General features: G+C 51.6%; 9 protein-coding genes, 1 rRNA gene and 1 pseudogene. 7 read left to right on the top strand and 4 right to left on the bottom strand.

The features are described from left to right. Positions 1-94, top strand: a 5S ribosomal RNA gene (gene rrf, locus PsAD26_RS19470); the annotation flags it as partial. A gap of 1041 nt (positions 95-1135) precedes the next feature. Here rrf and PsAD26_RS29430 read toward each other — a convergent pair. The 4 genes from PsAD26_RS29430 to PsAD26_RS30030 all read right to left on the bottom strand — a co-directional run bounded on the left by PsAD26_RS29430 (position 1136) and on the right by PsAD26_RS30030 (position 2492). Next, a complete protein-coding gene (locus PsAD26_RS29430) occupies positions 1136-1375 on the bottom strand; it encodes a hypothetical protein (RefSeq protein ID WP_153041535.1) in 240 nt (79 codons plus the stop codon). 55 nt (positions 1376-1430) lie between these two features. Further along, the gene (locus PsAD26_RS19465) at positions 1431-1745 is read right to left on the bottom strand and encodes a hypothetical protein (RefSeq protein WP_063311748.1); all 315 of its coding nucleotides are present in this window, start codon (positions 1743-1745) and stop codon (positions 1431-1433) included. A 68-nt stretch (positions 1746-1813) separates the two neighbouring features. Continuing rightward, the gene (locus PsAD26_RS30035; RefSeq protein WP_063311747.1) at positions 1814-2155 is read right to left on the bottom strand and encodes an FCSD flavin-binding domain-containing protein; all 342 of its coding nucleotides are present in this window, start codon (positions 2153-2155) and stop codon (positions 1814-1816) included. Further along, positions 2148-2492, bottom strand: a complete 345-nt coding sequence (locus tag PsAD26_RS30030) for a hypothetical protein (RefSeq protein WP_063311746.1) — start codon at positions 2490-2492, stop codon at positions 2148-2150. The genes PsAD26_RS30035 and PsAD26_RS30030 overlap by 8 nt, the downstream gene beginning before the upstream one ends. 589 nt (positions 2493-3081) lie before the next feature. Between PsAD26_RS30030 and PsAD26_RS19450 the strand changes: the two genes are divergently transcribed. From PsAD26_RS19450 to PsAD26_RS19430, 6 genes and pseudogenes are all read left to right on the top strand, one after another. Further along, complete coding sequence (locus PsAD26_RS19450; protein ID WP_208981673.1) at positions 3082-4755, top strand: cytochrome D1 domain-containing protein; 1674 nt, start codon at positions 3082-3084, stop codon at positions 4753-4755. Between the two features lie 247 nt (positions 4756-5002). Further along, a pseudogene (locus PsAD26_RS30250) lies at positions 5003-5497 on the top strand (NapC/NirT family cytochrome c); the annotation flags it as partial. 36 nt (positions 5498-5533) lie between these two features. Further along, a complete protein-coding gene (locus PsAD26_RS30245; RefSeq protein WP_275507206.1) occupies positions 5534-6727 on the top strand; it encodes an ethylbenzene dehydrogenase-related protein in 1194 nt (397 codons plus the stop codon). A 205-nt stretch (positions 6728-6932) separates the two neighbouring features. Next, on the top strand, positions 6933-7352 hold the full coding sequence (locus tag PsAD26_RS19440) for a plastocyanin/azurin family copper-binding protein (protein WP_063311745.1): 420 nt from the start codon (positions 6933-6935) through the stop codon (positions 7350-7352). A gap of 116 nt (positions 7353-7468) precedes the next feature. Then, positions 7469-9001 carry a nitrite reductase gene (locus tag PsAD26_RS19435; protein WP_063311744.1) on the top strand — a complete coding sequence of 511 codons (1533 nt, stop codon included), beginning with the start codon at positions 7469-7471 and terminating at the stop codon, positions 8999-9001. An 869-nt stretch (positions 9002-9870) separates the two neighbouring features. Then, on the top strand, positions 9871-11064 hold the full coding sequence (locus PsAD26_RS19430; protein WP_063311777.1) for an NnrS family protein: 1194 nt from the start codon (positions 9871-9873) through the stop codon (positions 11062-11064). Positions 11065-11069: the final 5 nt, after the last annotated feature.

Below are 11069 nucleotides of genomic sequence, written 5' to 3'. Positions count from 1 at the left end.
TACGCACCCGATCCCATCCCGAACTCGGAAGTGAAACGCCCCTGCGCCAATGGTACTTCGTCTTAAGACGCGGGAGAGTAGGGCGCCGCCGGGCATGAATAAAGCACACCGACTAAATCTTCAAAATAACAAAGAACATAAACCAACTCAAAAGCCCCCGATGCATAACGCACGGGGGCTTTTTTGCGTTCTGGGTTTGAGCCGTCCTGAGTGAACGTGCTCTCATATCCCTAAATACAAACCCACCAGTTGGCCTCAGTGAAACTCAAACAGCGACTTCAAGGGATTGATCCATGTGGCCTCGCAGTGCTGTAATGATTAGAATACAACACCTCTCCATGCGTTTCTGAAAGATGGGGAGCATGCGTATGTCATGGGGCACTTGAGGCGTAGACTAGGTCTGTGACAGCAAACCAATAATTGCGTGTAATGCAGAGGTGGTTCTGCGTTAGGGCGTGATTGGCGAGATAGGCCCGGGATGCACTTCACCCTGTAGACTGATCCCGAAAAACGAATAGAATTAATCTATGCCCCTACCTCAGACGAGTTCAGTGAAGTGCTCTGGCATGTAAATAGGGGATAAACGTTTTGGGATCATCAAACTCCAGCAGTACTTATCGAGGAGCTGCCAAACTTCATCATGCCTGTTTTGAGTTGGTCATGTGTACAGAGGTGACATGATGCTTTCTCTGTATGAGTCTGAAGCAAACCAATCGTCTCAGGCAAGGAAGATACACTGATTTTGGTGGACCCGAATGATTCGACAGTATCGTGATCGGAACCTTCAGTCCGTTCAGGAAATGTGTTTTGCTTCAAGCCTACACGGGTGATGGAATTGGATCGCTTTTGCGTTTAGACCAAGAAGAGGCACCTCACATGGAGGTTTTTACGCCGTTCCTCAGTAGATAGCACGGCTTTGCGTTGTTATGTGCGTTGCTTTGAGTGATTTGCGGTTATATTGCGCTGCTAGGTCGAAAGTAGGTGTGAGTGGCTTGAAGGGTGATGTTCGTCTTTAGGAATAACCGGTGTGCAGGGACGGTTCGTCTGTAAAAAAGAAAATAGACGCCATGTTCATTGTCTCCCGACGACTTTGCACCTCAAAGCCCCAGAAACTAACGTTCCCGTCTTGTTAGAATTATCCCCTTTGCTGCTGCAACCAGTAGTTTGCCATCGGTAATGTATTCGTAGTCGTTGCCTTGCGTAACGGTTGAGGTTTACGACGAAATAGACGCTCTTCTGATGAGTTTGCTTTGTGCAAGTTGAGTTTTGAGCAGGTTCCGGTCGCGGTCAACGTTTGCGGCGATACCGTGGAGAAGGTGGGGATCGCTTTGTAGTATTTGATGATCAGCTTGTGATCTCTGCTGATAGCGCCCATGTAGCCTTTCTTGTTATTGCTCTGCACAACCTGCCATCACCGGATGTGGATGCGCTCAATCCAGTCTCACGGCATCTAGAAGGCGCCGATGGCTGGTTGGCCCCAGAGGTAAAGCTCGGAAAACGGGTAGAAGATTCTGAAGGGCCAGTTGGATGTAGGTGAAGAGGTTGATGTGGTTGCGGGTGTAGGTGTCGTTCTTGTACCAGCCGATGTCACCCATGAGATCTTCCAAGGGCTGATCAGTGATCAAAATTGCATTGATTGGTTGGGGAGCATGCCAACTGGTTGAGCCAGATCTTGCGATCAGTTGAGGTTCCAGAACTTTGCGGATGTTGGAAGTCAGCGTCGGAACTGGAGGTGATGAAGACATCAAACAGTCCTCTCAGTACCGCCTCAAACCCGCGGAGTACTCAGATGAGCACCCTGCAGCTACATTCGTTATCCAAACATGTCAGAGATTATACCGGCGTACCAGCTCAGGCTTTCCTCGTAGGTTTGTTTGCGCAGGGCGTCGTCCTCGTTGTTTTGGGAGATGAAGCCAGCCACTTTGGCGATCTTCTTATCTGTGGCTATATAGCTTGCACCAACCTTCACGCCGTTGTCTGGAGAGATCAGCGACCAGCAGGTGTTGGAGAACCGTGGTTTGAACGCGCGTGGCCCGGTGAGGGCGTGACTGATCGCCATGGATGCAGCTTTGGCCTGATTGTTGGGAGAATAGCCGGACTTTGGCATGTCACCGTTCTGGGGCGCATCACCAAGCACATGGATGTTCTCATCCAACTGGCTTTGCTGTGTTGCTGGAACGATCGTACACCAACCTGCCTCGTTGATCGAACCGGCTTGTTGTGATGGTCTCGTCTTCCAACACAATTTCCATGGTGTTCGGGGCAACGCGCTGAACACCTCCGGTAAACTCGTCCGTTAGCCAGTCCACCATGCCTGCATAATGGTTCTCCCAGCCTTCCATGAACAGGCCTTGCTTGGAGAACTTCTCCTTTGGATCAAGAATGAGGATCTGGGCAGTCGGGTTCCGTTGCTTCAGCACATGAGAAACCATGGCAAAAGTGCCACCTTCCGGCATGGCCTCAACCAGCGCCTTGAGCAGCTGGGTCTGCATACCAGCCTTCAATAGCCTTTTTGACGAAGTCGATACATAGAGACTGCGCCAGTCGGATGTAAGAAGTTGCATCGGTTGGCAGACGCTAGTCACTGCAGCATTGAAGTTGGTGATCCACGCAAACTATCCGAGTAAATTGATCCCAGCTGATTTCTGCATTGGTGTCGAGCCCGGCTCCATCATTGTTGATATCTAAGCCGGATCGGCATTTGACAGAAGCTGCACTTGTGAGGTGGCATTATTTACAACGGAATCGTCACCTCAATGTACTGAATTAGTTTTTTGAAAATTTAGAATCAGCTTGGTCAATGCGATTTTGTTGAGGCTTTATCGGGGTGTCACTCTTTCACAGTGTACCGGAGCAACCTGTTGGCGATGGCCTGGGTCAAATTAATTTACTTCTTTTTACACCTCAATTTCAGATTGAGACGTTCTGTCGCAAGTTTGGCTAAATGGGGAGTTTTCGGCGGTTTTTTGGGGCGTGATGTTTCAGGGCGGGGTTCTAAGTTTTCTTGCTTAACATTAGTCAAGGAGGACTGCGGCCGTTCAATTCACTGTGACCTCGTCTCACCAGCATTGGAGATTGAGAATGTTACAAAATAAGAGACGTGGGTCAGGGTACGCTTTAGCGGCCGGCTTCGCGATGTTGCTTGGTAGTGCAGCTGCACCTGCATTTGCTGAAGGTCCAACACTGAGCGAAGAAGCCTTTGAACGTTCTAAGCAGCTTTATTTTGAGCAGTGCGCAGGCTGTCACGGCGTTTTGCGCAAGGGCGCGACAGGTAAAAACCTTGAGCCGCATTGGAAGAAAAAAGGCAAAGACGGCACCGTCACTGAAGGTGGTACCCTTCAGCTAGGTCAGGAACGCCTTGAGAAGATCATCGCCTGGGGCACAGAAGGCGGCATGAACAACTTCTCGGAAATCCTGAGCGAGCAAGAAATCAAGGACATGGCGACCTACATTATGTTGGATCCGCCAAAGCCACCTGAGATGTCACTTGCTCAGATGAAGGAAACCCGCAAGGTTTACGTCGAAGAAAAAGATTACCCAACCAAGCCTATGCATGGCCGCAACTGGGAAAACTTCTTCGTTGTTATCGAGCGTGATGCAGGTAAAGTTGCAGTCATCGACGGCGACACCAAAGAAGTTCTGGTTCATATTCCTACCGGTTATGCAGTGCACGTGATCAAAGCATCCGAGCACCACAAACTGGCAGAGCCTGAGAATCCAGGTCGTTTCTGGTACACCATGGGCCGTGACGGCAAGATGACGAAAATCGACCTCTGGCAGACACCAGACAAGATGCTCGTTTCTGAAGTTACCGTTGCTTATGATGCACGCGACGTTGCCGTATCCGGCGATGGCAAATACATCATTGGTGGTGCTTACTGGCCTCCACACTTCGTGATTTCTGACGCAGTGACCATGGAACCGCTTAAGGTTGTTTCAACCCGCGGCGTGAACGTGGACGGAGATTATGTAGAAGAAAGCCGCGTTGCTGCTATCTACACAACTCCAAATGAGCCTACATGGCTGGTTGCTGTTAAAGAACTTGGCCAGATGTGGCAGGTTGATTATTCCGATATCGACAACCTTCGTATCGACAAAATCGACTCCGCTAAGTTCCTGCATGACGGCTTCTTCGATCCAACAGGCCGTTACTTCCAGATCGCTGCTAACGCATCGAACAAAATGGTTGTTGTCGACACCAAAGAGCGCAAGCTCGAAGCTATGATCGACGTTGCTGCTCTTCCACATCCAGGTCCAGGTGCTAACTGGAACGATCCTAAGTGTGGTCCGGTTGCAGGTACAACCCACCTCGGCGTTGGTACTGTTTCTGTTTGGGCGAACGACCCAGCAGGACGTCCGGATGAAGCTTGGAAGAAGTGTTACGAAGTTGAAACTGACGGCCCAGGCCTGTTCATCCGTACACATCCAGACTCCAAGTACGTATGGGCTGACCAGACCAAACACCCAGATCCTGAAATTCAGCAGGCTGTTCAGGTGATCTCGAAAGAAACCGGTGAGATTGTGAAAACAATCACCATCACCGAAACAGAGGGCAATGCCGCTGTTCACTTCGAGTTCAACGCAGATGGTTCTGAAGTTTGGGTATCCAACTGGAACATGGGCGACTCTCTTGCTCCAAACGGTGAAATCGTTGTTTACGACGCAGAAACCCTTGAAGAGAAAACCCGGATTAAGGGCCTTTACGCTCCAACCGGCAAGTTCAACGTTCACATCCGTTCGAACCACGTTACCTAATGTGATCTAACGATCCTTTTGAGGGGCGGGCACCACGCCCGCCCTTCTTTTTTATCAGCGGTATCGAGACTGCAACGGCTGGACACCAGTCGGAGATGACGGATTTGCTCCCCGTATCTTGAAAGCCGACCGCACACGACCCGACAAGGATGGGTCGACAGAAAATCCAAAACGGAGCCTGGAAATGACCCAGTCCAACGGTACGGAAAAGAAAAAGCCGATCTGGCGCCGGTATTTCCTATGGGGAATGCCGGTTGCTGGCCTCTTGGGGGCTTTTGTCGTCGGCATTATCTTCTGGGGCGGTTTCAACACCGTCATGGAAGCCACAAACACAAAAGAATTCTGCGTCTCGTGCCACGAGATGAATGACTTTGTCTATCAGGAATATCAGGGCACAATCCACGACGTAAACCGGTCAGGCGTTGGTGCAGTTTGCTCAGACTGCCACGTTCCTAAAGACTGGACACATAAGATCATCCGCAAGATCAAGGCATCCAAAGAAGTTTGGGGCAAGTTGGTCGGCACCATCAATACACCAGAGAAATTTGACAAGAAGCGTCTGCACCTCGCCAAAAACGAATGGGCGCGAATGAAGTCTTCTGACTCTCGTGAATGCCGCAACTGTCATGATTTTGAATCCATGATGCCGGAATTCCAGAAGCCGCGCGCACGTCAGCAGCACCTGAATGCAATGAAAACAGGGCAGACCTGTATCGATTGCCATAAAGGTATTGCGCATAAGAACGTTCGTGACCGCGCATCTGATGAATATCTGGAGATGATTGAAGCTCCTGACCAGAATTACGTTCGCGAGATTCCGAAAGAGTATCTGGAGAGCCTTGCTCGCATTGAAGCCAAAGAAGCTGCTGAAGCTGAGGCTGCAAGCACTGCGAAGAAAGCACAGCAGGAAGCTACACAGGCTCAGATTGCAGCTGCTGTTGACGCAGCCGTTGCTGAAGAACGTGCAAAAGCTGCCGGTGAAGCACCTGCTGCTGATGCAGGCGACACTGTTGGTGCCAACATCGACTGGAGCGGTGTGGACAGCGTAGACATGACACTGTTCTACCCTGGTCAGGCTTCCTTCGAGTTTGTGCAGAACGGCAAGCAGCACGGTGGTGCTCGTCCGCTGACAAAGGGTGGCGACCAGTGCACAACCTGTCATGCGAAAGAGCTGAACAACATTGGCAACAAGATCGTCAAAGGCACTGACAACACCGAGCCGACCCCAATTCCTGGGAAGCGTGGTGTGATCAACGCAACGATGCAGGCTGCTCATGATGATGAGAATGTCTACTTCCGCCTGCAATGGCCAGATACTCCTCATGCACCTGCACCATTTGTTGACGGTGGCAAGATGGACCCTGAAAACCAGATCAAGGTTGCCATGATGATCACCGGCACCGGTATCAAGATGGGTGAACAGGTTGGTTGCTGGGCAACATGCCATGCAGACAACACCTACATGCCGTTTGATCCGGGTCCAGAAGCAATCGCTGCTTCCGGTGATGTTGCTGAGATGCTGCAAGCCAAGAAGTCCATCCAGAAGTACCTGAGTGAGACCCGGACAAAGGTCGAGATCAAAGGTCGTCGTGGTAAGGCTCAAGGTGGTTGGAACAAGCTGAAATCAGCTGAGGAACTCGATCAGCTGCTGGCTGACGGTACCTTCATGGATCTGATGCGCGTCTATGCGGACGGTTCCGCAACCAATGGCTACCTGCTTGAGCGTCGCGTCCAAAACGACGGTGATATCACTGCTTCTGCCAAGCTCTCTGCTGGTATGTGGACTGTGGTCTTCTCCCGTCCGCTGGCAAGCGACAAGCCAGGTGATGTGCCGCTTGAAGCTGGCAAGACCTACACAGTTGGCTTTGCTATCCATGATGACTTCTCAGCTGCACGTTTCCACCACGTGACGTTGAACACCAGTCTGGCACTGGATGACGAAACTGCCCAAATCAATGTGGTAGGGCGCTAAAAAAACACAAAGGGTGGCCGAGTAATTGGCCACCTTTTTTTCTGGAGGCTGGATCCTCCTTTATTCTTTTGCTTTTGCGTATCTTTATCCGAAAACCGGTTTCCATTTTTCAGAGATATGCAGAACTTGCTCTAAGTTTTTCCGAGCGTATCCTTATCAATAATAGTACGTGATTTTTGGATATGCATTTGCAAGGGGGCGCTTCATGTACTCAAGATTTCTTCACTGTTCCGCACTTCTTCTGGGTCTTTTGATGGTGGCACCTGCCGTTGCGGCGGATGACAAAGCTGCTGCACTGTGCGCAAAAGCAGAAGCTCGTTATGTCGATATGTTTGGAAATCCGGCAGCTGAGGCAGATGGCGTTACGATCGTGAAGATGTACAAGTATCGGTTCTGCCCAGAAAAGCTTTCTGTCCCTGTTGGCACCACCGTACGCTGGGTGAATGTTGACAAGCGGACAAGCCACACCGTTCATTTGAATGAGGCGGGTGAGAAAGAGTCCGATCGATTGTTTCCTGAAGAGACCTTCGAGTTCACCTTCCTGAGCGCGGGATCGCAGCAATATCTGTGTGGCCCGCATTGGGAAACGCAGAAGATGATCGGCATGGTGACCGTCACACCTTAAAGCAGTTCGTATTTAAGGTGAAACACATGAACTGCTTTGCCTTTGTTTTTGCGTGGCTTTGAACCAGCACTGCGACTGCGCTTCAGAGGTACTTTCCCCTAATTCGAGTTTATTTAATGATCAGGCTCCTTGTTGCTCTTGGTTCGGCTGTTCTTTCAGCATCTGCTTGCCTTGCCGACCCTGCCGCCCTTTACCAAAAGCACTGTGTAGAGTGCCACGGTGAGAACCGTTTGGGCCTGATCGGTCCGGCTCTGCTTCCCGAAACTTTGGGAAGTATGCGCGGCACGGCGTTGCAAGACACAATCAAACGCGGGCGAAACGCAACTGAGATGCCGTCCTTTCAGGATGTGCTGAGCGACCAGGAGATTGACGCACTCAGCGCTTTTCTCAAAACGCCATTGAAGCCTGCACCGACATGGACGATGGAGCAGATTTCCGCGAGCCTGATTGCCAACGATGATTACAAAGCGACTGTGAAGCCTGTCTGGTCTGCCGACCCGATGAACCTGACATTGGTCGTGGAGACGCTGGACCATTCTGTCAGCGTGGTGGATGGCGACAGCTTCGAGGTTCTGACGCGTTTCAAAATTCCGTTTGGGACGCGCGGGCAGCCCAAGTTCTCCCCTGATGGGCGCTACGTTTATATCATGTCCCGCGATGGCTGGATCCTGAAGTATGACCTTTACGGGTTACAGGAGGTGAGCCGTATTCGTGCCGGGCTGAACAGCCGTAACATTGCTTTGAGCCACGATGGCAAGTGGATTGCCGTAGCGAACTATCTGCCCAACACCTTTGTCATTCTCTCCGCTGATGATTTGAGCCCGCAGAAACTAGAGTATGTTCAAGGCAAGGACGGCACACCAAGCCGTGTCTCCGCTGTTTACCTCGCCGCCAAACGCAAGAGCTTTGTGTTGGCGCTGAAGGATGCGCCCTCTATTTGGGAAGTGTTTTATGGCCCTAATCCACCGCATTACGGATTTGCCCATGACTGGCGTGTTGAGGGGCCTGCGCCTAACAAAGACCCGTTCCCTTTGCGCAAGATCACTGTCAAAAGTTTGGTTGAAGATTTCTATCTCGACCCAAGCGATGAATACGTGATGGGTGCTTCCCCCAGTGGCATTGGTGGACAGGTGGTTGATTTGGTCATCGGGCACAAGATTGCTGATCTGGACTTGGAAGGTCTGCCACACCTGGGTTCAGGTTCTACCTGGAAGATGGGTGAGCGGACCGTCATGGCCACCCCGCATCTGAGAGAACCGCTGGTTTCCATTGTAGACATGAAGTCATGGGAGACCATCAAACAGATTGAGATGCTCGGCTCCGGCTTCTTCACCCGGACGCACGAGAACTCACCCTATGTCTGGGTAGATGTTTTCTTTGGTCCAGACAAAGACGCGATCCAGGTGATAGACAAGCAGAGCCTTGAGATTGTAAAGACCCTGCGCCCTCAAAAAGGCTCCCGTGCGGCCCATGTGGAGTTCACAGATGATGGCAAATACGCCCTGGTTTCTGTCTGGGAAGAGGATGGGGCTGTCATTGTTTATGATGCACAAACCTTGGAAGAGGTGCGGCGTCTGCCCATGAGAAAGCCTCGCGGCAAGTACAACGTCGGCAACAGGATTACAGGTGTTGGAACGCCTGAAAATTAAAGATAAACTTATCCCCCTAGCTCAAAACCATGCCCATACTAATCCCATGCCTACGTAACGGGCTGCTGGCGGAGCGACCGTCAGTTTGTCGTAGGCTGGGTTGGGCTGTTGGAAGACGTAACGCACCTTTCAGTGGTCCGGTGAACCGAACTTCAAACGTGACCGCATGGTTTGAGGGGAAGGGCCCAGGACTATAGGGTATCACGCGGTGACGGATGCAGATGTACCGGTGGGAAATCCACTTTTACTGACGTGTCTGTCAAAGACGGAGGAACTGTCTGAGCAGGGAAACCTGACTGGATAAGCCACTTTCTTTCCGGGAAACCGGCTATCGTGCCTTATAGGCAAAAGAGGCGACGTTGTTCATTATAAGAAAGCCCGGGCAAGGCGTGTAGCTGATGTCGAAGACTCATTACTAACAAATAGCGCAGGTGTTGCCTGCCGCCTTGCTCATCCCGATTTCCGGGAACTTTGGTTCAACACTGCATGGGATGCCATGTGGTGCTTTCAGTGCTTGTATGGTCATAAGCCAGCTAAGAGATATCCTGGACGAACTGACGTATCGAGACACTCTCCTCTCATTAGACCAAGCATATTCTCACCCGAAAACCGAAACCGCTTTTCGGGAACATTTTTGAAATGCAGAGCGCACTTAATAATGGTCAAGGACATGACGGGTTAGATTGGTGAAGCTGATTGTAAAGCTAGAGCACGTTGCGTTCATTTTCATTTACGCATCGCGCTCTAGCATCTTTAGTGGAGCGAATTCTTGTCGTTTGATTGAATGCAATCAAACGACAAGAATTCGCTCTAACGCATCGATCACTGAATGTGCACGCGCGCATCAACAAAAGCCAAAAGAGCGCCTCATGTCGACCACTATGGAACAAGTCAGATCCTGGCAAGGCCCTGTGCTATTCAGTTATGGGTTCAGGCCGTTCTTCCTCGCCAGTGCAGTCTGGGCAATCGTGCTTATGTTGCTCTGGATTCCACTCGTTTCCGGGCACATCGAGCTGCCGATTGCGTTTGATCCTGTCTCGTGGCACGCCCATGAGTTCCTTTTCGGCTATCTAAGCGCCGTTGTTGCAGGTTTTTTGCTGACCGCTATTCCCAACTGGACCGGGCGTATGCCCATTGTGGGCAAGCCACTCATTGTCCTGTTCAGCCTTTGGGTGATTGGCCGTGCCGCGATCCTGTTCGGCGCTTACCTTCCATCAAGCGTCGTTGCCGCGCTTGATGTTGCAATGCCATTGGTGCTGGCCATTGCGTGCCTGCGCGAAATTATGGCAGGCAAAAACTGGCGCAACCTGATCGTGTTGGGTTTGCTGGGCCTGCTCATAGCATCCAACCTGCTGTTCCATTGGGAAGCCTGGAGCGATGGATACGCAGCGCAGGGCTATGGTATGCGTCTGGGTATCTCCACCATGGTTCTGATGGTAGGTTTGATCGGTGGGCGGATTATTCCTTCCTTCACCCGTAACTGGCTGGTGAAGCAAGGCCGTAAGAGCCTGCCAGCGAGCCCGATGCAGTTGTTCGACAAGATTTCACTGCTTGCCCTCCTGATCGCACTGCTTGTCTGGACTGCGCTGCAAGATCATTGGCTGGCGGGTGTGGTACTTCTGATTGCCGGAGCGCTGCACTTCGCGCGTCTGGTTCGCTGGAAAGGGCAGTATACCTTCAAGGAACCTCTGGTTCTGGTGCTGCACGCGAGCTATCTGTTCATGCCCTTGGGTCTGCTCGCACTTGGCTTTGCCATCCTCCAGCCAGACCTGCTGGATATCACCGGAGCCCAACACCTGCTTATGGCTGGCGTCCTGGGTATGATGACGCTAGCCGTCATGACCCGTGCAACCCTCGGCCATACTGGTCAGGGGCTCAAAGCAAGCCGCGGTGCCACCTTCCTTTACTGCGCAATGGCCACATCAGTCCTCCTGCGCTTCTCCGCAGGCCTGTTCCCAGACCTCGCAACCCGCCTCTACGACGCCTCAGCCCTTGCATGGATCCTGGCGTTTGTGGTGTATGTGGCGACGTTTGGACCACTGTTGGTTTGGGGGAAGAAGTGAGCGGT

The organism is Pseudovibrio sp. Ad26 (assembly GCF_001623285.1).
GTDB lineage: Bacteria > Pseudomonadota > Alphaproteobacteria > Rhizobiales > Stappiaceae > Pseudovibrio > Pseudovibrio ascidiaceicola.
The sequence above is the reverse complement of the archived record's forward strand: the minus strand, read 5'-3'. Positions and strand labels throughout refer to the sequence as shown.

Coding starts and splice junctions, on each gene's coding strand:
- PsAD26_RS29430 (WP_153041535.1), bottom strand. CDS start 1,375: ATGGGCGCTATCAGCAGAGATCACAAGCTGATCATCAAATACTACAAA.
- PsAD26_RS19465 (WP_063311748.1), bottom strand. CDS start 1,745: ATGTCTTCATCACCTCCAGTTCCGACGCTGACTTCCAACATCCGCAAA.
- PsAD26_RS30030 (WP_063311746.1), bottom strand. CDS start 2,492: ATGCAGACCCAGCTGCTCAAGGCGCTGGTTGAGGCCATGCCGGAAGGT.
- PsAD26_RS19450 (WP_208981673.1), top strand. CDS start 3,082: ATGTTACAAAATAAGAGACGTGGGTCAGGGTACGCTTTAGCGGCCGGC.
- PsAD26_RS30245 (WP_275507206.1), top strand. CDS start 5,534: ATGATTGAAGCTCCTGACCAGAATTACGTTCGCGAGATTCCGAAAGAG.
- PsAD26_RS19440 (WP_063311745.1), top strand. CDS start 6,933: ATGTACTCAAGATTTCTTCACTGTTCCGCACTTCTTCTGGGTCTTTTG.
- PsAD26_RS19435 (WP_063311744.1), top strand. CDS start 7,469: ATGATCAGGCTCCTTGTTGCTCTTGGTTCGGCTGTTCTTTCAGCATCT.
- PsAD26_RS19430 (WP_063311777.1), top strand. CDS start 9,871: ATGTCGACCACTATGGAACAAGTCAGATCCTGGCAAGGCCCTGTGCTA.